General features: G+C 71.0%; 20 protein-coding genes and 1 pseudogene. 7 read left to right on the top strand and 14 right to left on the bottom strand.

Features of this window, described 5'->3' with window-relative positions; all coding sequences use genetic code 11:
- Positions 1-245: 245 nt before the first annotated feature.
- The 7 genes from ABZ193_RS38025 to ABZ193_RS37995 all read right to left on the bottom strand — a co-directional run bounded on the left by ABZ193_RS38025 (position 246) and on the right by ABZ193_RS37995 (position 10711).
- Entirely contained in the window at positions 246-1679 is a 1434-nt protein-coding gene (locus ABZ193_RS38025) for an NAD(P)/FAD-dependent oxidoreductase (protein ID WP_354713505.1), read from the bottom strand.
- A gap of 1 nt (position 1680) precedes the next feature.
- Positions 1681-2244, bottom strand: a complete 564-nt coding sequence (locus tag ABZ193_RS38020; RefSeq protein WP_354713503.1) for a hypothetical protein — start codon at positions 2242-2244, stop codon at positions 1681-1683.
- A gap of 281 nt (positions 2245-2525) precedes the next feature.
- Positions 2526-4844, bottom strand: coding sequence for a hydantoinase B/oxoprolinase family protein (locus ABZ193_RS38015; RefSeq protein ID WP_354713501.1), 2319 nt, complete (start codon positions 4842-4844; stop codon positions 2526-2528).
- 11 nt (positions 4845-4855) lie between these two features.
- The gene (locus tag ABZ193_RS38010; RefSeq protein ID WP_354713499.1) at positions 4856-6958 is read right to left on the bottom strand and encodes a hydantoinase/oxoprolinase family protein; all 2103 of its coding nucleotides are present in this window, start codon (positions 6956-6958) and stop codon (positions 4856-4858) included.
- A 19-nt stretch (positions 6959-6977) separates the two neighbouring features.
- The gene (locus tag ABZ193_RS38005; protein ID WP_354713498.1) at positions 6978-8576 is read right to left on the bottom strand and encodes an FAD-dependent monooxygenase; all 1599 of its coding nucleotides are present in this window, start codon (positions 8574-8576) and stop codon (positions 6978-6980) included.
- A complete protein-coding gene (locus tag ABZ193_RS38000) occupies positions 8573-9325 on the bottom strand; it encodes an alpha/beta hydrolase (protein ID WP_354713496.1) in 753 nt (250 codons plus the stop codon). The genes ABZ193_RS38005 and ABZ193_RS38000 overlap by 4 nt, the downstream gene beginning before the upstream one ends.
- Positions 9326-10711, bottom strand: a complete 1386-nt coding sequence (locus ABZ193_RS37995) for an MFS transporter (protein WP_354713495.1) — start codon at positions 10709-10711, stop codon at positions 9326-9328.
- 315 nt (positions 10712-11026) lie between these two features.
- On the opposite strand from ABZ193_RS37995, the gene ABZ193_RS37990 reads away from it, so the two are divergent.
- On the top strand, positions 11027-12415 hold the full coding sequence (locus ABZ193_RS37990) for an FAD-binding oxidoreductase (protein ID WP_354713493.1): 1389 nt from the start codon (positions 11027-11029) through the stop codon (positions 12413-12415).
- Between the two features lie 65 nt (positions 12416-12480).
- Here the strand turns inward: ABZ193_RS37990 and ABZ193_RS37985 are convergent, their stop codons facing one another.
- From ABZ193_RS37985 to ABZ193_RS37965, 5 genes are all read right to left on the bottom strand, one after another.
- Complete coding sequence (locus tag ABZ193_RS37985; RefSeq protein ID WP_354713492.1) at positions 12481-13242, bottom strand: 3-hydroxybutyrate dehydrogenase; 762 nt, start codon at positions 13240-13242, stop codon at positions 12481-12483.
- Between the two features lie 2 nt (positions 13243-13244).
- Positions 13245-14111 (bottom strand): VOC family protein, encoded by an 867-nt coding sequence (locus tag ABZ193_RS37980; protein ID WP_354713490.1) that lies wholly within the window; start codon positions 14109-14111, stop codon positions 13245-13247.
- A 6-nt stretch (positions 14112-14117) separates the two neighbouring features.
- Positions 14118-14933 carry an alpha/beta fold hydrolase gene (locus ABZ193_RS37975; protein ID WP_354713488.1) on the bottom strand — a complete coding sequence of 272 codons (816 nt, stop codon included), beginning with the start codon at positions 14931-14933 and terminating at the stop codon, positions 14118-14120.
- Positions 14934-15033: 100 nt separating this feature from the next.
- On the bottom strand, positions 15034-15705 hold the full coding sequence (locus tag ABZ193_RS37970) for a TetR/AcrR family transcriptional regulator (RefSeq protein WP_202961405.1): 672 nt from the start codon (positions 15703-15705) through the stop codon (positions 15034-15036).
- A 63-nt stretch (positions 15706-15768) separates the two neighbouring features.
- Complete coding sequence (locus ABZ193_RS37965; RefSeq protein WP_354713486.1) at positions 15769-16197, bottom strand: organic hydroperoxide resistance protein; 429 nt, start codon at positions 16195-16197, stop codon at positions 15769-15771.
- 220 nt (positions 16198-16417) lie between these two features.
- Here ABZ193_RS37965 and ABZ193_RS37960 point away from each other — a divergent pair, with 220 nt between their 5' ends.
- The 3 genes from ABZ193_RS37960 to ABZ193_RS37950 are packed head-to-tail and all read left to right on the top strand — an operon-like array spanning position 16418 to position 18843.
- On the top strand, positions 16418-17374 hold the full coding sequence (locus ABZ193_RS37960; RefSeq protein ID WP_354713485.1) for an oxidoreductase: 957 nt from the start codon (positions 16418-16420) through the stop codon (positions 17372-17374).
- Entirely contained in the window at positions 17371-18009 is a 639-nt protein-coding gene (locus ABZ193_RS37955; RefSeq protein WP_354713483.1) for a chorismate mutase, read from the top strand. The genes ABZ193_RS37960 and ABZ193_RS37955 overlap by 4 nt, the downstream gene beginning before the upstream one ends.
- 36 nt (positions 18010-18045) lie before the next feature.
- The gene (locus ABZ193_RS37950) at positions 18046-18843 is read left to right on the top strand and encodes a fumarylacetoacetate hydrolase family protein (RefSeq protein ID WP_354713481.1); all 798 of its coding nucleotides are present in this window, start codon (positions 18046-18048) and stop codon (positions 18841-18843) included.
- Here ABZ193_RS37950 and ABZ193_RS37945 read toward each other — a convergent pair.
- Positions 18838-19659 (bottom strand): EamA family transporter, encoded by an 822-nt coding sequence (locus ABZ193_RS37945; RefSeq protein ID WP_354713479.1) that lies wholly within the window; start codon positions 19657-19659, stop codon positions 18838-18840. The genes ABZ193_RS37950 and ABZ193_RS37945 overlap by 6 nt on opposite strands.
- 167 nt (positions 19660-19826) lie before the next feature.
- Between ABZ193_RS37945 and ABZ193_RS37940 the strand changes: the two genes are divergently transcribed.
- The 3 genes from ABZ193_RS37940 to ABZ193_RS37930 all read left to right on the top strand — a co-directional run bounded on the left by ABZ193_RS37940 (position 19827) and on the right by ABZ193_RS37930 (position 22308).
- Positions 19827-20687: a LysR family transcriptional regulator gene (locus ABZ193_RS37940; RefSeq protein ID WP_354713477.1), complete on the top strand. Its 861-nt coding sequence runs from the start codon at positions 19827-19829 to the stop codon at positions 20685-20687.
- Positions 20688-21031: 344 nt separating this feature from the next.
- Entirely contained in the window at positions 21032-21496 is a 465-nt protein-coding gene (locus ABZ193_RS37935) for a MarR family transcriptional regulator (RefSeq protein ID WP_354713475.1), read from the top strand.
- Positions 21493-22308: an NAD(P)-dependent oxidoreductase gene (locus ABZ193_RS37930; RefSeq protein ID WP_354713473.1), complete on the top strand. Its 816-nt coding sequence runs from the start codon at positions 21493-21495 to the stop codon at positions 22306-22308. Before ABZ193_RS37935 ends, ABZ193_RS37930 begins: the two co-directional genes overlap by 4 nt.
- A gap of 32 nt (positions 22309-22340) precedes the next feature.
- Here the strand turns inward: ABZ193_RS37930 and ABZ193_RS37925 are convergent.
- Positions 22341-22921: pseudogene (locus ABZ193_RS37925) on the bottom strand (hypothetical protein); the annotation flags it as partial.

The following is a 22921-nucleotide window of genomic DNA, read 5'->3' as shown; positions in this document are numbered from 1 at the left end:
CTCCTCGGCGTCGAAGGAATCCTCAAGTACCGCGACGCCTCCGTGGTGGACCAGGCTACGGTCACGACCCGCCGACGCCGCCGCCCGGCGCGGGCACGCTGACGCAGCACGCGCTCGCCGCGCGTCGAGAGGTGCACCGGCCTCCGTCCGATCAGGACAGTCACGACGTCGCCCAGTCCAGCGAGCGGGGAGGTGCGCCGGTGTCCCCTCCCCCGCATGGCGGTGGGACGGAACACCGGCACGGATCAGCGGCCGTAGGCTTCGAGCAGCCGCAGCCACACCTCGCTGACCGTGGGAAACGCCGGGACCGCGTGCCAGAGCCGGTCCAGCGGCACCTCGCCGACCACGGCGATCGTCGCCGCGTGCAGCATTTCCGCGACGTCGGGGCCGGCGAGGGTGAACCCGACGATCACCTTGCGGTCCTCGTCGACGACCATCCGCGCGTGCCCTCGATACCCCTCCGCGTGCAGGGCGGCCCCGGCGGTCGCGGCCAGGTCGAAGTCGACGACGCGGATCCGCAGCCCGGCGGCCTCGGCGGCGGCCGCGGTCAGACCCACTGCCGCGATCTCCGGTTCGGTGAAGATCACCTGCGGCACCGCGCGCTCGTCGGCGGTCGCCGCGTGCCGGCCCCACTCGCGGTCGTCAGCGGGTTCGCCCTTCGCGCGGGCCACGATGACGTCGCCGACGGCGCGAGCCTGGTACTTGCCCTGGTGCGTGAGCAGAACGCGCCGGTTCACGTCGCCGGCGGCGTAGAGCCAGCCGCCACCGACCGGCGCGCCGTCCGCACCGACCACCCGCATCGTCTCGTCGACGGTGAGCCACGCGCCCGGCCGCAAGCCCACGTTGTCCAGCCCGAGGTCCTGGGTGTTCGGAGTGCGGCCGATCGCGACGAGGAGTTCGTCGGCTTCGAGCTGCTCGCCGTCGGTGAGCGTGATGGACACCGTGCCGTCGTCGTTGCGCTTGACTGACCCGGCCTCGGCGCCGATGCGCACCGAAACCCCCTTGTCCCGCAACGACGCTGCCACCAGCTCACCGGCGAACGGCTCGTTGAGGTGCAGCACGCCGTCGCGGGCCAGCATGGTGACCGAGGACCCCAGCTCGGCGAACGCGGTGGCCATCTCCGAAGCCACGACCCCGCCGCCGATGACGGCGAGCCGGGACGGCACTTCCTCGGCCGCCACCGTCTCGCGGCTCGTCCACGGCCTCGCGTCGCGAAGGCCTTCGATGTCCGGGACCAGCGCGCCGCTGCCGGTGGCGACGACGACCGCGTGCAGCGCGGTCAGCGTCTCGGTGGCGCCGTCGGCACCGGTCACCTCGACGGTCCGGTCGGAGCTGATCCGGCCGTGTCCCCGGTACAGGGGGACGCCGACCGACTCGAGCCAGGACACCTGGCCCTCGTCGTTCCAGTTCGAAGCGAAGGAGTCACGACGGCGGAGGACGGCGGCCACGTCGAGGTCGCCCGTCACCGCCTCCCGCGCGCCGGGCACCTGCCGGGCGGCCCGGAGTGCCGCTCCGCTGCGCAGCAGCGCCTTGGTCGGCATGCAGGCCCAGTAGGAGCACTCGCCCCCGACCAGTTCCCGTTCCACGATCGCGGCGGTCAGCCCGCCCTGGACGACCCGGTCGGCCACGTTCTCCCCGACCGGACCGGCGCCGATGACGATGACGTCGTAGGTGGCCACGTCAGCCGGCCTTCGCGGCACTGCCGAGGCGGATCGCCGAAACGAGGAAGAAGATGCCGCCGAGGACGGCGTAACCGGCCACGGCGGACAGCGAAGGATCCGCGGCGGCGGCGCTGACGATGAAGTTGCCACCGGCCAGCACCGAGATGCCGCCACTGAGGATCATCGGCCACTGGCCCCCCATCTTCCGGCGAACGATCGCCACGATCAGCTGGACCAGCCCGGCGACGATCGCCCAGGCACCCCACACCCGCAGCACCGCCGGAATGCCGGAGGCCGCCGCGACGCCCACGCCGATGGTGGCGAGCAGGCTGATCGCCATGTTCACGTACAACCCGCGGACCGATCCGGTCCCCTTCGCCGAACGAGCGTCCACGACGGCCGCTCCCACGTCGAACAGCGGGTACAGGACGACCAGGACGATGCCGACGGCCCCCAGCCCCGACTTGGTCGTCAGGAACACCAGCGCCGCCCACACGATGGCGAACGCGAACCGCACGAAGTACAACCGGCGCAACGCCGGCGCGAACCCGCCCACGGCAGGCGAATCGACAGTAGTCACCATGATCCCTTCAGCAGGAGGAGAACCGTTCGCAAGACCGAACGTTCTATCTCGACCTAGCTTGGACCGGTCGCGGCCCCATGTCAAGACCGAACGTTCTAGCTCACTCGGAAGACTGTCCGGACCGCAAGCGTGGTCACACCTCCTCGGCGCAGCGGCCGATCTCCTGCGAGACAACGGGATTCACGCAGCCGGCGTCGACCGGAACCTCGCCGTAGCACAGCCAGTTCGCGGCGGCGGCTGCCTCGCAAGGCAGCCGCCGGCCGTCCGATCGTCCTGCCGGCTCACGCCCAGCTGCGGTATTCGTCGGCGGGCAGCGGGTGATCCACCGGGACGATCCGGGAATGCACCGCGGTCAGGCAGCCGGGGCAGAACAACTGCCGGAAGACGACCTCCGCGTCGACGTACTCCTGCGGGTCGTGCCAGATGTGCGGCCCCGCCTCGGTCGGTGGCGCGTCCCGGCGAGCCAGCGACGCGACGAACACACCCCCAGCCAGCGGCCCGATCACGGTTCCACAGTGGACACACACCACCGTGCCGCCGTCCGGCGCGTCCCGGACGGCGAGGTTGTCGTCGAGCCGGCGCAGGCCGGTCAGGTCCGGCTCACCGGTGGGCACGAGCCGGACCTGACCGGCCAGCCCAGCACCGGAAGCGCGGCGCCGCCGCAGCTGCGCGCGTCGCTCTTCGGTCGCGGCGCCGTCCACTTCGCCGTCCTCGCGGAGCACGACCCCGTAGACGTCCTCGGCCGCGTCTGCCGTCACGCGGACCTGCCGCACGTCGTCGCGGACGCTCTCCGGCGACCGGAGCAGCGGATCGCCGTACCCGCCACCGGCCTGCCAATGGAGGTAGAGCGCGTCGCCCGGCCCCAGGTGGGACTCCCCTTCGCAGGGCAGCACCTCGATCTCCCCGCCCAGCTCCTCCAGGTCGCCGGGAATGACCGACGCCTGGGCCAGCTGGGGTTGGTTCACTCCCCGCACGACCAGGTCGAGCTGGGAGTTGCCGGGGTAACCGCCCGCCAGGCCGACGTTCTGGTTCGCGACCTTGCCGGTGCCGGAGACCACCAGTGACATCGTCCCCTGCTGGTCCGGGTGCTGGACGTAGCAGACCGAGCCGCTCATCCCCCCGCGCCGGCGGCCGGGCCCGCCGGAGTCGGTCTCCTCGCGGCGCCACAGGGCGACGAGCGGGTAGAGGTACTCGGTCATCTCGACGTCCGGCGCCCGCGCCGACGGGATGATCAACCGGCCGCCGGTGTCGACGCCGTCGTGGTACACCTGTGCGCCGTAGCCACCCGCCATGACGTCGAAGACCGGTGACACGAAACCCTTGCTCGCGCCACCGCGCGTGTCCACACCGGACACGACACAGAGGTCGGTGGTGCCGTTGCAGATGGACTGCACGTCGGTGCGATGGTCCGGTTCGGCGTCCAGCATCTTGGCCAGCACCTCGGCGACGAGGTTGCCCGAGCCCCAGGCCGGACCGAAGGGTCCCTTGCCGACCGCGGCCGGGAAGGAGGCGTTGGTGATGGTGTCCTCGTCGGTGATGATCTCGAAGCAGCGCATCAGCCCCCCGGCCGCCCACGGGATGTCCCCGGCCAGCAACGGCAGCATCGTGAAGACGATTCCGGCCCGCAGCCCCGGGTAGGGGCAGTTGATGATGCCGGTCTGCCCGGCGGTGCCGCGGAAGTCGAAGACGAGCGTGCCGGCTTCCTTGGTCATGGCCACCTTGATGGCGTGCAGACCGCGGTCGCCGGTCTGCGACTGCTCCTGATAACCGACCGCGGACCAGGTGCCGTCCGGCAGCGTCTCGAGCTTGGCCCGCAGCCGCCGCTCGGCGTCGTCCATCATCCGGCGCATCACCGACTTGACGGTGTCGGCGCCGTACTTGGCGATGAGCCGCAGGATCTGCTCGGCCGCGTTCTTGTTGGCGGCGATCTTGGCCCGCAGGTCGAGACCCACCAGGTGCGGGAGCCGCGAGCGGCGGACCCAGGCGTCGGCGACGTCGCGCTGCAGCACACCGCCGCGCACCACCTTCATCGGCGGCGTGGGGACGGCCTCGCCGAAGACGTCCTGCGCGGAGGGGCTGAACGAGCCCGGCCGCGGCCCGCCCAGGTCGACCTGGTGGGCGATGGCCGTCGTCCAGCCGAACAGCTTGCCCTCGTGGAAGATCGGCGCCAGGATCGCGGCGTCGTTCTGGTGCAGGCCGCCGCCGATCCACGGGTCGTTGCACAGGAACATGTCGCCCTCGGCGATACCGGGGTTGTCGCTGCGGTGCCGGAGCGTCCAGGTGATCGCCAGGTCCATCGAGCCGATCAGGCCGATGTTGTATGTGCCGACCTGGACCTGCTCACCGAGCTCGTCGCAGATGGAGAAGTTGAAGTCGTTGGACTCGGTGACGACGTGCGAGCCCGACATGCGGCGCAGCGTCTCCCCCATCTCCTGGGTGATCGCCCACAGGCGGTGCCGGACGACTTCGTAGGTCAGGGCGTCGACCTCGGCGTCGCCGGCCTGGTGCAGGGGCAGGGCGGGCGAGATCTGCCGCAGCAGCTCCTCCCGCGGCATGGGGCGGCTGGTGAACTCGTCCGCCCCGGGGATCCTGGATGTCATGGGAACTGTCCTCACTGGTAGCGCAGCACGAGGTTGCCGAGGTGGTCGACTCGCCCGGTGACCCCGGCGGGGACCACGACCACCGTGGTCGGGACGTCGACGATCGCCGGTCCGGCGAGTTCGTGGCCGGCGCGCAGCCGCGCGTAGTCGTAGACGGGGGTCGTCACGTAGCCGGTCTGCGAGTCGAGGCAGACGGAACGTTCTCCGATCAGGGCCTCGCGCGGGTCGGGGCCGTCCGCCTCGGGGACGGCGGGCAGCGCGACCGGGAAGCCGAGGCCGGCCTTGGCGCGCATGCGGTAAGTGATCGCCTGCACCCCCGCCTCCCGGTAACCGGCGCCGCTGCCGTTGACCCGCTCGTACTGCTCCTCGAAGCGCGCGAGGATCTCCTCGCCGGTGCGCTCGGTGAACTTCGCTTCCGGGACGGCGGCCGAGAGTTCGGTGACCTGCATCGAGTACCGCAGGTCGATCTCACGGTGCAACGACACGTCGTGGAACTTCACCTTCTGCCGGTCCAGCGCGCGCTGCAGGTCGGCTTCGAGCCGCGCGAAGTGGGATTCGAGCACGGTGTGGTCGACCGGGAAGGACGACGGATCGGACAGTTCCGCGCTCAACGCGACGTCCGAGGCCGCGAGCCCGTACGCCGAGAAGGCGGACGCGACCGGTCCGAGCGGCACGACGACCTCGCTGACGCCCAGGTCCTGGCAGTAACCGGCGCAGTGAGCCGGCCCGGCGCCGCCGAAGGCGTAGGCGACGAAGTCGCGAGGGTCGTAGCCGGCCTGCACGACGGCCCGCCGCAGCAGGTCGCCCGCCTGCGCGTTCTGCACCTCGTGGATGGCGATGGCGGCTTCTTCGACGGTGAGGCCGAGCGGCTCTGCGACGTGCACGCGGATCGCCTCCCGCGCGAGATCCATCCGCAGCGGCTTGCGTCCGCCGAGCAGGCCCCGCTCGCTCAGGATGCCGAGCACCAGGTTGGCGTCGGTGTTCGTCGGGCGCGTCCCGCCGTTGCCGTAGCACGCGGGACCGGGCACGGCTTCGGCGCTCTGCGGGCCGAGCCGGAGGTTTCCGCCCTCGTCCACGGACGCGAGGGCCCCGCCGCCGGAGCCGATGGTGTGTACGCGAATCGTCGCCGCGTTGATCGGGAACTGGTTGACGATGGAACCCGGCGCCATGACCGGCTCGCCGTCGACGATCAGTCCCGCGAGGAACGTCGTGCCCCCGACGTCGGTGGTGATCACGTTGCGGTGGCCCAGCTGCCCGGCCAGGCGCATCCCGCCGACGACGCCGCCGGACAGCACGGACCCGACCGTCGTGATGGCGTGCTCGGGGGCCCGGTCGGCGGTGATGGTGCCGCCCTCGCTCTGCATGACCAGCAGCGGTCCCTTGAGCCCGCCTTCCTCGAGCCGCTTCTGCAGCGGCAGCAGGTAGGTGCGCAACCGCGGGCCGACCTGGGCGTTCATGATCGTCGTGGAGGTCCGCGCGAACTCGCGGATGCGGGGGCTGACCTCCGAGGACAGCGTGACGTACATGTCCGGGGCGATCTCGTGGACCAGCTCCCGCACACGCTGCTCGTGGACGCCGTTCTTGAACGACCACAGCAGGCAGACCGCGATCGCCTCCACCCCCTGGTCCACGAGGGCCTGTGCGACCCGGCGGACCTCGTCCTCGTCCAGCGGTACCAGGATCCGTCCGGCGTGGTCGATCCGCTCGGTGACCTCCAGGGCCCGGTACTTCGGGATCAGCGGCGCGGGCTTGCGCTGCCGGAGCGTGTCCTGGATCTCGTGGGCCGACCGGCCGAGCGTGCGGCCCTCGGCGTTCATGATGTAGATCGCGTCCCGGTGGCCCTTGGTGGCGATCAGCCCGACATCGGCGACTTGGCCTTGGACCAGGGCGTTGATCGAGGCGGTCGTGCCGTGCGCGATGTAGTCGGTCTGCGAGAGCAGTTCGCCGACGTCGATGCCCAGCTCGGCGGCGAGGTCTTCGATCGCGCGCATGACCCCGGCCTCGCGGTGGGGCGGGGTCGTCGGAGTCTTGGCCGACACGATCCGGCCCGCGCCGTCGGAGGCGACGGCGTCGGTGAACGTGCCGCCGACGTCGATGCCCAGTGCGTATGGCATGCGTTTCTCCTGGTGTTCTCTACCGCTGGTGGGCGGGGACGCGCCCGGTGACTGTGTGCAGGAGCTGCTCGGGGCTGGCCTCCGCACCACCCATCCAGGCGACGTGCTGGTCCGGGCGGACGAGCAGCAAGTCGGCGGGGTAGCGGTCGGGCCACCGTCCGGGCAGGTCCACGACGGCGAGGGGGATGCCGAGTTCCCGGGCGGCCCTGGTCCAGTACGTCGTCGCGGTCCGCGGGTTCACGCGCAGCAAGGTGAAGCCGTGGCCGAGCACGTCGAGCACCGACCGGCCGTCGTCGAGCCACGCGTGCGGTAGCCGGAACCCCGGCCGCGCCCGGTCCTGGTAGTCCCCCATGGTGATCTCGGCGTGGCCGCCGCCGACCACCAGTGGCGAGCCCGCGTAGTGGTAGCCGAAGCTGAACCCGTCGGGTGAATACCGGCGCGGCTCGGTGACGGCGAGCCGCTCGGCGAACTCCGCGCGGGCCCGCTCGCCGTGCGGGCCGGGCAGGTGGATCTCCGGCGGGACGTCCGCGAACGACGTGCGTGCCTGGGCGCCGACCGCCGTGGCGAACTGCTCGCCGACCGGCTTGCGCTCCGCCTCGTAGGCGTCCAGCAGTTCCGGTGGCGCCCATCCTTGGTGGACGGCCGCCAGCATCCACCCGAGGGTCGCCGCGTCCTGGATGCCGGCATTCATGCCGAATCCCCCCACGGGGATCCAGATGTGGGCGGCGTCCCCGGCCAGGAACACCCGGCCCGCGCGGTACCGCCGGGCGACGAGCCGCCGTCCGGTCCAGCGCACCACGCCGAGCACCTCGTGCTCCACGGGCTTCCCCACGGACTCCCGCAGCAGTTGTTCCGGGTCCTCGCCCCCGGTGTCGTGGTCAGGGGCGAAGGCCACGTGGTTGAGCCACAGCGACTCGCCGTCGATCGCGATCAGCGACGCGATCCGGCGGCCGTAGGTCCAGTACGTCCAAGCCGGGTCGCGGGCGGCGAGCCGGCCCAGCTCGGGCGAGCGGACGAAGGTCGAGACGAACCGCTGGATCGCGTCGACGCCTTCGTACCGGATGCCCAGTTGCCTGCGGACCGTGCTGTGGGCACCGTCGCAGCCGACCACGTACGCGTACCGCAGAGCGCGGCGCTCGCCCGCGGTCTCCACCACCGCCTCGACGTGGTCGTCGAACTGGCGGAGCGAGACCAGCCGGGTGCCGCGCTCGAGGGTCAGCCCGGGGAGCGTGCCGGCGTGCCGCTCCAGGATGGGCTCGAGGTACAGCTGGGAGATCCGGTGCTGCGGCTCCGGAGTCGGCCAGCCGTCCTTGCCTTCGCCGGCCAGGACCTCGCGCGCGGACGGCAGATCGATCCGGTAAATCTCCTCGCCCGCCAGGGTCGTCCGGTAGTGGATCGAGGTGGGGTAGTCCCCGGGCAGGCCGGCCCGGCGGATCTCGCCGGCCAGCCCGAGCCGCCGGAAGATCTCCATCGACCGCGCGGAAGTGGTGTTGCACCGCGGGTTGACGGGTCGTTCGTCGGTCGCCTCGATGACGTGGCACGCGACGCCGCGCTGGGCGAGGTCGATGGCGAGGGTGAGGCCGGCGGGACCGGCGCCGACGATCAGGATTTCGGTCATGCGCTCAGGAACTCCCCTACCAGCTTGCAGAACTCGTCCGGCCGGTCGACGTGGATCCAGTGCCCCGCCCCGGCCACCACTTCGAGGCGGGCGTCGGGCAGGGCCGCGACCAGGCGCTCGGAGACCTCGGGCGGCGAGACCCGGTCGCACTCCCCGTGCAGTGCGAGCACCGGGGTCGTGATCTTCCCGAGGTCGACCGGCGGCGGGCCGTCCACGACGTCGGCGAACATCGACCGGAACGCGGACTCGGCGCCGGGGCGGAGTGCCTGCCTCAGCCGGAGCTCGGTGAGCTCGTCGAGCAGTTCTTCGTGGACGTGCTCGTCGGCGACCAGCCGGCCGAGGGTGGCTCGCATGGACGTCTTGGTGGGGTTGTCGTAGAACGGAATCGCGCGCGGCAGCGGCCCCGTCCCGGCTCCGCCCATGACGACCGCGCGGTCGACCCGCTCGGGCGCCATCGACAGCAACGCCAGTGCCGCGGCCCCGCCCGCGGCCGAGTTGCCGACCACGTGGACGCGCTCCAGGCCGTGCTGGTCGAGGAGGTCTCGTACCTGCCGGGCGCGGGCCAGCGCCCAGGCCCGCGGCCCGGCGAGCCCGCCCGTCCCGGCGATCCGCGTCCCGAACCCGAGGAGATCGGGCGCCAGGCAGCGGAACTCACCCTCGAACCGGGACCGCACGCCCGACCAGTTGCTCGCCGCGTCGACGCCGGGTCCACCACCGTGGAGCAGCACGAGATCTGATGTGGCCGGCACCTACCGCCTCCTCTGTGGATCGTACGTCGCGACGAGGTCGGTGCCATCACCCGCATGCCGAGTCCGCGCAGGATGATCTCCAGGCCGGGTGCGTCCGAACCGGACGAGGAGGAGCACCGCGAGAGCCCCGATCACGCCGGGGATCGCGAAGATCCGGAACATCGAGCCGGGGGCCCAGCCCGCCTGCAGCAGGAAACCGGCGATCAGGGGTGCCAGGACGGCACCGAGCCTGCTCACGGCGACGGCCAGGCCGAGCGCCGTCGCGCGGGCTTCGGCCGGGTAGAGGTTCGGGATGATGACGTTCATCCCCGAGATCGCGCCGTTGAGGAACAGTCCGACGAGCACGGCCACGACCAGTGCGGTGGCCAGCGTCGACAACGACACGGAGAACAGGATGAGGAAGAGGGAACCGATGCCGAAGTAGACCGCGGTGAGCCGCCGCGGCCCGACCCGGGACACCAGCAATCCCAGCAGGACCGCGCCGGTGACACCGCCGATGCTGAAGAGAACGCCGCCGCTGATGCCCTGCCGGCTGGACATGCCGGCCTTCAGCAGCAGGCTGGGAGTCCACGAACTCGCGAAGTAGAACGTCATCTGCGCCGCGATGAACGCCACCCAGACCAGCGCCGTCCGAAGGGCGTTGCCTCCGCGGAACAACGAATCGAGCGCCACTTTGCGCGACGCCGAGGCCGGAGGTGCCGCGGGCAGGTCCTCGACGCGGGCGCGGCCCATCGAAGCGAGGATCCGGTTCAGCTTGTCCAGGGCCTGGCGCGGCCGGCGTGCGACGAGGTAGTCCATCGACTCCGGCAGGTACCGCAGCCCGACCACGAAGAGGATGGCGGTGGCGGCACTGCCGAACACGAAGACCGCTCGCCAGCCGAACGGGCCCAGCAGCAGGCTCGAGGCGATCCCGGCGACGAACGAGCCAAGACCGTACCCGGTGGTGATCAGCGCGACGACCAGCCCCCGGCGCCGGTGGTTCGCGTACTCCGAGGTGAGCACCGGCAGGCTGGCCGCCATCGCGCCCACCGCCGCGCCCGTGACGAGCCGGCAGACGAGGAGCTGGCCGAGGTCCTGCGACACGGATGCGGCGAGCATGCCCAGTGCGGCCAAGGCGAGACAGCCGAGAGTCAGGCGCCGTCGCCCGATGCGGTCGGCGAGGGGCGCGAGGAAGAGCCCGCCGAACGCCATCCCGGCCAGTCCTCCACTGAGCAGCACTCCCACCGCCGAGGGGGACAGTCCCCACTCGCGGGTGATCGCCGGCCCGACGAAGGACGTGACCAGGAGATCGAACCCGTCGATCAGGTTGATCACCAGGCACAGGGAGACCGCACCGACCTGGGCCCGGCTCATCGGTGAGTTCTTGACCTCTTCGAGAACGTTCAAGGGAACCTCGCTTCGTTGCGACGGTCGGTCAGGCCCCGGTAGAGCCCCGGGCGGCAGTGGAACGCGGCTGACAAGAGCCACTCGACGCGCGCTGTATGTAGCGTTCACTCTACAAGCTCGAGGAGGGGTTGACTAGTGCCCCCACTCGGCCGTCCACAGCAGAATCGCGCCGCCGGACGTGCAACGGAGGGACAGGCAACTCCTCGGCATCCTCCGATCTCGGGGCCGGCTTCCGTGTTAGAGTGAGCACTACATACACAAGATAGAACGTTCGGTATCATCCATTCTGCTCCCCTCTCTCACTGAAGGAAACCCATGCCCGGTCACATTGGCGACGACTCCTCGGTCGCCGCGGCGCAGCGCGCGTTGCGCGCCCTCCTGCCCGCCCAGCAGATTCACGTTTCCGGCGAGGGCTACACCGAGGGCGTCACCTTGTGGAACGCCGCGGTGAGGCACCGGCCCGCCATCGTGCTGACCTGCAACTCCACCGCCGACGTGGTGACCGGTGTGCGCACCGCACGCGAATTCGGGCTCCCGCTCACGGTGCGCGGCCGCGGCCACGACTGGGCCGGCCGTGCCCTGTCCGACGGCGGCTTGACGCTGGATCTGCGGCCACTGCGCGACGTCCGGGTCAATCCCGGCGCCCGGACCGCCGAAGTCGGTGGCGGCGCGTCGGCCAACGACCTGCTGGCCGCGGCCGGCGCGCACGGCCTGGTGGCCGCGACCGGCACGATCGGGACGGTCGGGGTGGCCGGGCTGACCCTCGGCGGGGGTTACGGTCCGCTGGCCGGGCGGATCGGCCTCGCCGCGGACAACCTGCTGGCCGCCGAGGTGGTCACGGCCGACGGATCGGTCGTGCGCGCGGACCAGCACCAGCATCCCGGCCTGCTGTGGGCACTGCGCGGCGGAGGCGGCAATTTCGGGGTCGTCACGTCGATGACCGTCCGGCTGCACGCCGTGCCCTCCGTGATGACCGGCCTGGTGCTCTATCCCTGGCACCAGGCCACGCGAGTGCTGGAGCGGGTTCGCGAGGCGCACCACGACGCCCCCGACGACCTGACGATTCAAGTCGGTGCGATCGCCGCACCGGACGGCTCGCCCGCGCTGCTGGTGCTGCCGACCTGGGCGGGGGACGCCGCGGTGGGCGAAGACCCCGCTGGTCCGGTGATGGCGCTGACCCGGCTCGGCGATCCCCTGCTCACCCAACTGGAGACCGCGTCCTACGCCGCGGCGATCGCCGCACGGGACGCGATGTTCCCCGACGGCAGGCACGTCACCATCCGCACCCGCTCGGTGCCCGGGCTCACCGACGACGTCATCGGCGTCGTCGAGCGATTCGGCGGCCGGCTGCCGACACCGATGTCCGGGCTGACCCTGCACCACTTCCACGGCGCCGCGGCCAGGGTCGCCACCACCGACACCGCCTTCGCGCTGCGCCGGCCGCACCTCATGGCCGAGATCATCGGTATCCACCCGGCGCAGGACAGCGGCGAGCACGTCGTTCGCTGGGCCGACGCGGCATCCGCGGGGCTGGCCGGGCAGGCCTTCCCGGGTGGCTACGCCAACCTGCTCGGGCCGGAAGCAACCAGCCAGATCCCCCACGTCTACGGGGACAACCTGCCCCGCCTGCAGCGGATCAAGGCGGCGGTGGACCCGGACGGGGTCTTCTCCGCCACGCCGTTGCCGATGGCCGGACCGGCCTGACCGAACCGGCCCGCGGGCCCCGTCCCCCTCGGCGGCCCGCGGGCGACAACCCCTCCGGAGACGGTTCAGGCCGCGCTCCAACCCCCGTCGAGGACCAGTTCGGTGCCGGTCACGGCCGAGGCCTCGGGTGAGCACAGGTACGCGACCGCTCCGGCGACCTCGCCGGGTTCGATCAGGCGCTTCACGGCCGACTTCGCCAGCAGGACCTCCGACAGCACCTCGTCGGTGCTCAGTCCGTGCGCCGCCGCCTGGTCCGCCAACTGGTTCTCCACCAGCGGCGTGCGCACGTAGCCAGGGCACACGCAGTTGCTGGTGACACCCTTGGCCGCGCCTTCCAGCGCGATGACCTTGGACAGGCCCAGCAAGCCGTGCTTGGCGCTGACGTAGGCGGACTTGTAGGCGCTCGCCCGCAGGCCGTGGACGCTCGAGAGGTGGATGATCCGCCCCCAGCCGCGCTCGTACATTCCCGGCAGCACGGCACGGGTCAGCAGGAACGGAGCCTCGAGCATCAGCCGCAGCATGAACGCGAAGCGGGCGGGTTCGAACCGTTCGACGGGCGCGACGTGCTGGATCCCGGCATTGTTCACCAGGATGTCGGCATCGAACTCCACACCGGCGAGTTCTTCGGTCCGGCTCAGGTCGATCGCCAGCGCCTCGCCACCGATCCGCTCGGCCGTCCGCGCCGCTCCCCCGGCGTCGATGTCGCAGACGACGACGTGGACGCCGAGCCCGGCGAGCCGGGTCGCCACCGCCGCGCCGATCCCGCTCGCCGCGCCGGTGACCACCGCGCGCCGGCCGGACAGATCGGATCCGGATCGATCGAACATCGTCACGACCTCGGTGAAGCGAAGGGATTCGCGTCGGCGTGGTGGTGACCCCACTCGTCCGAACGCCCGAAATCGTGCGGGATCCAGTCGTCGCCGACTTCGATGCCACCGCAGCCGATCTCCAGGTGGAACCCGCTCGGGTTCCGGATGTAGAACGAGATCGCCTTGTCGTTCATGTGCCTGCCCAGGCTGATCGAGATCGGCACGTCGTTGGCCTTGGCCCGGTCGTAGGCCCGCCCCACGTCGTCGATGGAGCCGTGCTCGAACTCGAGGTGGTGGATCGAGGTGGTGTCCGCGTGCGCGAGAGCGATGCTGTGGTGCGTCCGGTTGCAGCGGAAGAAGAACAGGCCGGGCGCGCGGTAGTCGGTCAGCTTGAACTCGAGCACCGACTCGTAGAGCTCGCGCAGTTCGCCGAGGTTGGGGCTGGCCAGCACGAAGTGCCCCAGACCGGTGATGCCGGCCCCGCCGGCGGGGCGGTCGGCGCCCAGGCGCACCTTGGCTTCCCCGACCGCCAGCTCCACGCGGTAGCCGACCGGGTCGGTGAACCAGCGCAGCTGCGTGGCACCACGCAGTTCCTGCTCTTCCGCCGATCCGTCCGCGACGGTGAATCCGGCGCCGGTCAGCCGCTCGGTGAGCCGGTCCAGCTCCCACGGCGAGTCCACGATCCAGCCCAGCTCGCGGGGACGGTCCTGAGTGGACGGGTAGAGCGCGAGGCGGTACTTGAACTCGTCGAGTTCGGCGAGGGCAACCTCGTCCGTGCCGGACTTCGCGTGGGTGACAACGACGCCCAGCGTGCGCCCGAGCAGGTCGGTCCACGCGCCGAGGTCGGCGACCTCGAGACCGACGTAGCCCAGTTTCCTGATTCCCACTGTGTGTCATCCCTCCGGCGCGGCGGCCGCGCCACCCTGCAGAAACTCGCGGACGATGTGGTTGAACTCGGGTGCGCGCTCGTACTGGACCCAGTGACGGCAGTTCGGCAGCACCCGCAGCTCCGCGTTCGGAATGCCGGCGAGGATCTTGGGCGCCCAGGCCAGGGGCACGGTCTGGTCTTCCCGGCCCCACACCAGCAGCGTAGGGGCGGTGATGAGACCCAGGTCGGGCGTCAGGTCCCCGAAGTTCGGCGGGATCGGCAACTCGGGGTGGGCCCGGAGGCTGGACTCGTAGCGCTCGTCGATGAGCGCCTCGGTCGCCAGTGACTCGTCGTAGACCATGAGCCGCACGAACTCGGCCATGGCCTCGCGCGACGGCTTGTCCACGGCCATGTAACCGAAGAGGCGCGCGAGCCCGGCGGGCCAGGGCGGCGCGTCCGGCGGGAGGACCCCGCCCGGGGCCATGAGGACGAGCCGGTCCACGCGATCCGGGTAGCGCATCGCGATTCGCATGGCCACGGCGCCACCGTAGGAGTTGCCGACCAGGTGGGCCCGCTCGATCCCGAGCGCCGTCATCGCGCGGCACACCCGGTCGGCGGCGTGGAAGATCAGCGGCTCGTCCGTCTCCGGCCGCGGGGACTCTCCCCAGCCCGGCAGATCGACCACGATGTTCCGGTAGCCGGAGAAGGCGGGCAGGTTCCCGCCGAAGTTGCTCATCCCGGTGGCGCCCGGCCCTGAGCCGTGCAGCCACACGACCGGGCTGCCCGAACCGGCCTCGGTGTAGGCCAGGTGCGCGTCACCGACATCCAGAGTGCTCGTCACTGTGCCACCCTATCCGTTGTATGTAGCGCTCACTATACAACGGACGGCAGCGTTATCAAGGTCGAGCGGATTGCGATCGGAACCGCGCCGGCGGCCGGCGTCAGCGCTTCCGCTTCGCCGCGGCCTGCCGTTCCGCCAGGCCGCGGACCAGGGAGACGAAGGGGGCCACCTGCGAGCTGTAGCTCACGCCGTCGAAGCTGTTGGTCACCGACAAGCCGTCGGTCAAGGCGCGCCCGAGAACGGCCAGCTGCTGCACCAGGGCTTCGTTGTTCTTGCCACCGTGGGGCGCGAAGATCGGGGTGAGCGCTTGAACCCAGGAAGCGTGGGCGTAGTCACGGATGCGCCGGACGGTCGCCTGAACCGCCTCGGCGTCCTTCTGCGGCCCGATGCTGATGGCGACCAGCAACTGGAGGTAATCCGGCCGCCGGTCGAGCGAGCTGCACGCGGCGGAGAACCAGGCTTCCAGGCGCTCCAACGGCGCCAGGTGGTCGAACGAAGACGGATCGGGGAACAGCGCGTGCAGCTCGTCGAAGGTCCGCTCCAGCAGCGCCGCCAGCACGCCGAGCTTGCTGCCGAAGTGATAGTAGATCGAACTCGGCGGAAGACCGGACTGCGCGCTCAGGTCCGAGATCGCCATGCCGTCGTAGCCCTTTTCCCTGACGAGGGCGCGAGCCGCGTCAAGGATCACCTCGCGGCTGCTCAGCCCGGCAGCCGTCCGAGCGGAGCTGGAATCCCTCGCCATGCCCTCATGATAGGTCCGCGACGGTGTCACTCCCCCACCGGGCGCGCGGGCGGGCGCCGGGCCGGTGCATCCCAGACCGGCCCGGTCACCACCTCAGCCGACGGTCGCGTCGACGGTCACGGGAATGTTGCCGCGGGTCGCGTTCGAGTACGGGCAAATCGCGTGGGCGCCTTCGACGAGCTGGTCCGCCGTGTCCTGGTCCACACCGGACAGTTCGGCGTGCAGCGCCGCACTGAGGCTGAACCCGCCTTCGGGCGTCGAATGCACCTGAACCTCCGCGACGACGGCGGAGTCGGCGATCCTGACCTTCCGCTGTGCCGCGACGGCCTTGAGCGCCGAGTGGAAGCACGAGGCCCACCCCGCCGCGAACAGCTGCTCCGGATTGGTCGCGCCGCCGGGGCCGCCCATCTCCTTGGGGATCGCCAGGGAGAGCTCGAGCAGGCCGTCGTCGGTCCTCGCCCGTCCTCCCGCGCGGCCGTCGCCGGTCGAGGTGGCGATGCTGACGTACAAGGGCTTCGTCATGGGAGAGGTCCTTTCTCGCTCGCGGCAGAACCCGCGATACCGAACGTTCTATCTTGTTCCACTATGAGGCGTTCACGGCCACACGTCAAGACCGAACGTTCTACCTTTCTTCGTCAGCGTGCGCTAGAGTGAGCGCTACATACGGCGCGCGGACCGGGGGAAGACCGTTGAACAGCAGGTGGGCCGAACCACGGCCGCGTTCCACGCGAAAGGCGCACTCGTGACACGGAAACGCTGGTCCGCCGACGACATCCCCGAGCAGCACGGCCGGACAGCCGTGGTCACGGGCGCCAACACCGGGCTGGGTTTCGCGATCGCCGCCGCGCTCGCCCGGCGCGGCGCCTCCGTCGTGCTGGCCTGCCGCGATTCGGGCAAGGCGGCTGCGGCGGCCGACCGGATCCGGGCCGGCGCGCCCGGCGCCGTGGTCCGCCCCCTTCCGCTGGACCTCGCCTCGCTCAAGTCGGTCCGCGCCGCCGCCCGGCGGCTGCACGACGAGTACGACGGCTTCGACCTGCTCGTGAACAACGCAGGCGGCTTCCGCGTGCGGTACTCGGTCACCGAGGACGGCTTCGAGTCGACCATCGCCGTCAACCACCTCGGCCCGTTCGCGTTCACCGGTCTGGTCCTGGACCTGCTGACCGGCACGCCCGGATCCAGGGTGGTGACCGTCGGCAGCAACGGGCACCGGCAGGGCACGATCGACCCGGCCGACCTCGATCCCGAGCCGGGCGCCGCCTACCGGTTCATGCCGGCCTACTACCGCGCGAAGCTGGCCAACCTGCTCTTCAGCCACGAGCTGGACCGTCGCCTCCGAGCCGCCGGCGCGCCCACCATCGCGGTGGCCGGACACCCGGGCCTCGCGCGGACCGACGGCGGACGTGACATGCACTGGGCGGTCCGGGCCGCGCTCGATCCCCGGGTGAACCCGCTCGCGCTCCTGGTGTCCCAGAGCGCGGCGAAGGGAGCGCTGGGGCCGCTGCGAGCCGCTGCAGACCCGCGGGCGCAGGGTGGCGACTACTACGGCCCGCGCGGGCGCACCGGCCATCCCGAGCTGGTCACCGCCACCGAACTGGCCCACGACGCCGACTTGCAGCGGCGGCTGTGGGAAGCATCCGAGCGACTGACGAAGGTCGCCTACCTGTCCGATCCCATCCGGAAAAGTGAGGCAAGCAAGTGAGCAAGCACAGCAGGGTGGCTCGTGGCGTCGCGGTCACCGCCCTGACGGTGGCCGGCGCGATGTCGGTGACCGTTGCCCCGGCCACCGCCGCGAGCACGCCCGTGAACGGCGCTCTCGCGTCCCACAAGGCGCTCGGCAGGCTCGGCGCGCTGACCGACCTCGTCGTCGAACGCCTCCGGGTGAGCGACGACGTGGCGGCGGCCAAGTTCGGCACGGACTCGCCGATCGACGACCCCGCCCGTGAACAGCAAGTGCTCGACCAGGTGCGGCAGCAGGCCGGCACGCTCGGCCTGGACCCGGAGTCGGCGGCGGCCTTCTTCCGGGACCAGATCACGGCGAGCAAGGTGGTGCAGAGCGGACTGTTCGCCCGTTGGACGGCCCACCCGGACGAGGCCCCCACCACCCGCCCCGACCTGGGACAGATCCGCACGCGGCTGGACCGGCTGACCACGGATCTGCTCGGTCAGCTGAAGGCCACGGAGGAGGTGCGCGGCTCGCGCGTCCCGTGCACGGTCCAGCTCGCCTTGGCCACCGGTTCGGCGACGGTCCTGGAGCGGCTCGACGCCCTGCACCGCCAAGCGCTCGGCACCGCGGTGCACTCCGTGTGCACCGACGAGGCCGTCACCGAGGCATAACCGGTCAACCGGCCCACCCGTTCGGAGGTAGTTCGCATGAATGCCCACGTCCACAAGGCCGCCGAGGTGCTGGCCACCGCTGCCCGCACCGGCGTCCCGTGCCCGCCGGTCCGCGACCTGTTCGCCCAAGGCGACATCGACGCAGCCTACGAAGTCCAGCGCCTGCACACCGAGCGGCGGCTCGCGGCCGGACATCGCCTGGCCGGGCGCAAGATCGGCTTGACCTCGCCCGCCGTGCAACGTCAGCTGGGTGTCGACCAGCCGGACTTCGGCGCGCTGTTCTCCGACATGGCGCTCGGCCACGACGGGACCGTTCCGGCAGGCAGACTGCTGCAGCCCAAGGTGGAGGCGGAGATCGCGCTGATCCTCGGGGCCGACCTGCCCGGCCCCGCCTGTTCGGTCGCCGACGTCCGCGCGGCCACCGCGTTCCTCGCCCCGGCCCTGGAGATCGTCGACAGCCGGATCGCCGGCTGGGACATCAGCATCGTCGACACCGTCGCCGACAACGCCTCCTCCGGCCTGTTCGTCCTCGGCGACACCCGCGAGGCACTCGGCGACGTCGAACCGGCCGACGTCGAGATGCGGCTCCACCGCAGCACCGAACTCGTCTCACAGGGCACCGGCCGCGACTGCCTGGGCGATCCCCTCAACGCGGCCGCCTGGCTCGCCGCCACGCTGGCCCGCCGCGGCGAGCCCCTGCGCGCCGGCGACATCGTCCTCACCGGCGCGCTGGGCCCGATGGTTGCCGCCTCCCCCGGCGACGTCTTCACCGCCCGGATCTCCGGACTCGGCACGGTCCGGGCCGGCTTCGCGACCGGGGGGAACGCTTCATGAGGGACCGTTCCGGCCGCGGGACACCCGCGCGGTGACCACCGCGTTGCTGCCGATGATCAAGCCGATGCCGATCCATTCGTTGAGCTTGAGCGCCTGGTGCAACAGCAGCCACCCCGCCAAGGCGGCCCAGACCGGGTTGATGCTGGTGAACGTGCCGAAGACCTGAGCGGGTATCCGGCGCAGGGCGAGCAGGTCGGTGACGTAGGGCACGATCGAGGACAGCAGGCCACAGGCGACGGCGAGGAGCACCGCCGCCGCGCCGGGAGCGTGGAAGGTGAACCAGACCGCCGCGACCGGAACCCACGCCGCCGCCGTGACGGCGCTCGCCACCGCGGTGCCCTGCAAGCCGGGAAGCTGTTGTCCGAGCGTGCGGTTGAGGAGCACGTAGGAACCCCAGGCTGCCGCCGCGAGCAGGGCCAGCGCGATGCCGATGACGTCGGTGCTCGGGCTCGGGGCGGTCAGGACGACCACGCCGGTTCCGGCGACGAGGGCGCAGGCGAAGTCGGATGCCCGTCGTGAGCTCGCGACGGCGACGGTGAGCGGGCCGAGGAATTCGAGGGTGACGGACAGGCCGAGCCCGATGCGGTCGACCGCGGCGTACAGGCTGAGGTTCATCACGCTGAACACGACCACCAGGCCCAGGATCGGCCGCCACTGCTGGGCGCGCAGGCCGCGGAAACGCGGGCGCACGATCGGGGTCAGGACGAGCGCCGTCACGAACTGCCGGACCGCGACCACGCCGACGGGGCCGATGGCCGGGAACGCCATCGCGCCCAGGGCCGCGCCGGTCTGGTTGAAGACCGAGCTGGTGAGCATCAGCGCGATACCAGTGCCGCGCTGGCTCCGGGTCGCTGTGGCAGTGGAGAGCCCGCCGGCCACGGGGCGAGCGCGTCCGGGTCTCTGGAGGGTGTTCATACCGCCACGTTAAGAGCACTGCCCGGCATGACCTAATACGACTTTCGGACTTGCCATACGCTCGTGTTATGGATTGGAGCCTGCGTGAGCTGCGGTTCTTCGTCACCGTGGCCGAGACCGGGTCGTTCACCGAGGCGGCGGCGCGACTGCACGTTTCGCAGGCCGCGGTCTCCCGGACGATCGCCGGGCTGGAGAAGACCGTCGGAGACAAGTTGCTGTGGCGGGTGCCGCGGGGGTGTGAACTGACCAGCACCGGGCTGCAGGTGCTGCCACAGGCGCGGAAGGTGCTTGCCGAGGCCGATCGGTTCACCGGGTTCCTGGCCTCCCGCCACCACGTCCTGCGGCTCGGGTACGCATGGGCGGCTCTCGGACGGCACACCGCGCAGCTGCAGCGGAGTTGGGCTGAGCGGCACGAGTCGGTCGGGCTGGAGCTGGTCCGGCACAACTCGCCGACCGCGGGGCTGGCGGAAGGCCTCTGCGATGTCGCGATCGTGCGCAAGCAGGTCGACGAGAAGCGGTTCGACTCCGTGGTGGTGGGTTTGGAACGCCGGCTGGTCGCGTTCGCGTCCGACGACCCGCGGTGGTCACGACGCCGGATGCTGAGCATGGCCGAGATCGCCGAACGCACTGTGATCATCGACCCCCGCGTGGGGACCACGAGCGCGCGGTTGTGGAGCGGCGCCGACCACGCGCCGCAGTTCATCGAGTCCAGTGACGTCGACACCTGGCTGGACGCCATCGCCGCCGGCCGTGGTGTGGGCACCACGTCCGAGGCGACCGCGCACCACCACCCGCGGCCGGGGGTGACCTACCGGCCCATCAAGGACGGCCCCCGGATCCCCGTCCGGCTCGCCTGGTGGCGCGACAATCGGCTCAGTGGCTTGGCGGAGCTGGTCGACACTGTCACGCGCCTGTACGCCCAGCCGTAGCCGCGCGGCAGCGGACCATACTGGCCCGCGTATGCCGTCCCCACGTCCGTTCGCATTCGCGTGGGTCACAGAGGTCGGTCGAGCGTGCTGGGTGATCGGAGGGCCGCACCGGGAGCGCATCGCCGGCATCCGGAGCGGCGCGGGAAGGTCGCTCCCGCCGCGTCGGACATCCCTGCCACCGCGACAGCGGGTTCACGTGCGAGTGGTGCGTCGGAGTTTTCAAGCGATGTGGAGGATTTCCGTGGTCGCCCAGGACCTCCGGCGTTCACCGCCTGAACAGGACGCGCGAAGCCGAGAAGCAACGGCGCTTGACACTTTGTTAGCCACCTAGCTATATTTGTTAGGTGGCTAGCAAACAGGCGGATCCCGAGCACCAGTCCGCGGGCGCGTGGGCGAAGAAGTACTACCTCGCGAGCCGGGTGGTGATGGAGTCGGTTCTTCGCCCGTTCGATCTCGGGCCCACGCAGTGGTACGTCATGCACCAGCTCATGACCGTGGGTCCGACCTCGCAACGCGACCTCGGGCGCATGCTCCGGATCGAGCGCGCGACACTCACGGGCGTCGTGGCCGCCCTTGTCCGCAAGGGTCTGGTCGAGCAGGAGCCTGATCCCGCCGATCAGCGCCAGAAGGTGCTGACCGCCACCCCCGCCGGCGCCGCCCTCTGGCGTGAGTTGCCCGATCCGATCGCGCTGATCCTCCAGACAGCGTTCGACGGCGTCCCGCAACGCGACCTCGAGACGACCGTCCGCGTACTGCGCGAGGCGACCGGCAGGCTCACCAGTCTCTTTCCGAAGGGAAGCGAATCATGACCGTTCTCGTCACCGGCGGAACCGGCCTCGTCGGCACCCGCCTGCTCCGCCGTCTCGTCGACGCCGGCATCGAGTGCCGTGCGCTCGTCCGCGCGGGCAAGGAACTCCCGGCGGGCGTGACACCCGTCGAGGGCGATCTGCTCGAACCGGCGACGCTACCCGAAGCGGTCGAAGGCGTCTCCGCGGTCATCCACCTCGCCGCGGTCCTGCGCACTCCCGAACCCGCGCTGATCGAGCAGGTGAACGTCACCGGCACGAAGAACCTCATCGAGGCCGCGCTGATCCACGCTCCCGAAGCGCGCGTCATCATGGCCAGCACCAACCGCGTCTACGACGAGGACCTGTCGCGGCCGGCCCGCGAAGAGGATCCGGCGAACGCGACGCAGCCCTACCCGGCGACCAAGATCGTCGCGGAACGCCTCCTGCGCGAAAGCGGACTGACGTGGAGCGTCCTGCGATTCGCCTTCGTCTACGGCGACGCCGACGGCCACCTGCAGTCCGCGCCACAGCTGCTCGGCTCATGGGGCTGGCACCCCGCGGCGACCATGAGCCTCATCCACCACCGCGACATCGCCACCGCGATACTGCTCGCGCTGACCGGCGCGATGGACGGCCGCGTCGTCAACCTCTCCGACGATGCCCCCACGACGGTCTACGAGATCGCACGCATCGTCGGCGCCGAGTACACCGAGTCCGCCGAGCCGTTGCAGAACCCGTGGAAGGGGCACGTCGACGGAACTCTCGCGCGGGAACTCGGCTTCCGGCCGGTCATTCGCAGCGTTCACCAAGCCGCCGCGGAAGGCGTGCTGTGACGACGTGGCCCGATCTCCAGGCCCTGTCTTGGTCAATCTGACGCACCGGGGCCGGCAAGTCCGCGATCGTCCAGCCATGCTCGGAGGAGTTCCGCGATCTCGTCGCTGTTCTGCTCGATCATGAGCATGTGCCCGTTGCCGTGCACTCCGGCCTCTTCCAGCCGGATGTGGTCGGTCTCGACTCCCGCGCTTCTCAGGAACTTCACCGTGGAGTGGTCGTAGGCGGCGTGGTAGCCGGCCTCCGAGGTCACCACCGCGACCGGGATGTTCGCCAGGTTCGGCAGGCGTCGAGGAGGGTCTGCCTGCACGTAGGCGGGCACGAGGTCCGGAGCGTCGGCCTCTTCCTCGCGGACGTACGGCAGACCCGCTCGCCCGACCACGGGCGGATCGGAGACGAGCGGTGTCGCCGCGATCCCCCACGGCTTGTCCACCCCGACCTCGATGCGGACCTTCGGGGGGCCCACCTCTTCGTGGCGCATGAACGGCGGGCCGCTGGGCTCGATCGCGATGATGGCCTTAGAGGCCCTAACAGATTGAGTGTTTCTTGAGTCGGCGCCAGCAGATGATGCTGCAGGCGATGCTGAGGAAGGCTTGGTGGATGTCGTCGCGGATT

The sequence above is a fragment of the Amycolatopsis sp. NPDC006125 genome (assembly GCF_040614195.1).
Classification (GTDB): Bacteria; Actinomycetota; Actinomycetes; order Mycobacteriales; family Pseudonocardiaceae; genus Amycolatopsis_E; species Amycolatopsis_E tucumanensis.
Note: the sequence above shows the minus strand (reverse complement) of the source record. Positions and strands in the feature narration are given on the sequence as shown.

Excerpts from the sequence above, each read along its gene's own strand:
- ABZ193_RS38020 (WP_354713503.1), bottom strand. The coding sequence starts at position 2,244 with ATGGTGACTACTGTCGATTCGCCTGCCGTGGGCGGGTTCGCGCCGGCG.
- ABZ193_RS38015 (WP_354713501.1), bottom strand. The coding sequence starts at position 4,844 with ATGACATCCAGGATCCCCGGGGCGGACGAGTTCACCAGCCGCCCCATG.
- ABZ193_RS38010 (WP_354713499.1), bottom strand. The coding sequence starts at position 6,958 with ATGCCATACGCACTGGGCATCGACGTCGGCGGCACGTTCACCGACGCC.
- ABZ193_RS38005 (WP_354713498.1), bottom strand. The coding sequence starts at position 8,576 with ATGACCGAAATCCTGATCGTCGGCGCCGGTCCCGCCGGCCTCACCCTC.
- ABZ193_RS37990 (WP_354713493.1), top strand. The coding sequence starts at position 11,027 with ATGCCCGGTCACATTGGCGACGACTCCTCGGTCGCCGCGGCGCAGCGC.
- ABZ193_RS37985 (WP_354713492.1), bottom strand. The coding sequence starts at position 13,242 with ATGTTCGATCGATCCGGATCCGATCTGTCCGGCCGGCGCGCGGTGGTC.
- ABZ193_RS37965 (WP_354713486.1), bottom strand. The coding sequence starts at position 16,197 with ATGACGAAGCCCTTGTACGTCAGCATCGCCACCTCGACCGGCGACGGC.
- ABZ193_RS37950 (WP_354713481.1), top strand. The coding sequence starts at position 18,046 with ATGAATGCCCACGTCCACAAGGCCGCCGAGGTGCTGGCCACCGCTGCC.
- ABZ193_RS37945 (WP_354713479.1), bottom strand. The coding sequence starts at position 19,659 with ATGCTCACCAGCTCGGTCTTCAACCAGACCGGCGCGGCCCTGGGCGCG.
- ABZ193_RS37940 (WP_354713477.1), top strand. The coding sequence starts at position 19,827 with ATGGATTGGAGCCTGCGTGAGCTGCGGTTCTTCGTCACCGTGGCCGAG.
- ABZ193_RS37930 (WP_354713473.1), top strand. The coding sequence starts at position 21,493 with ATGACCGTTCTCGTCACCGGCGGAACCGGCCTCGTCGGCACCCGCCTG.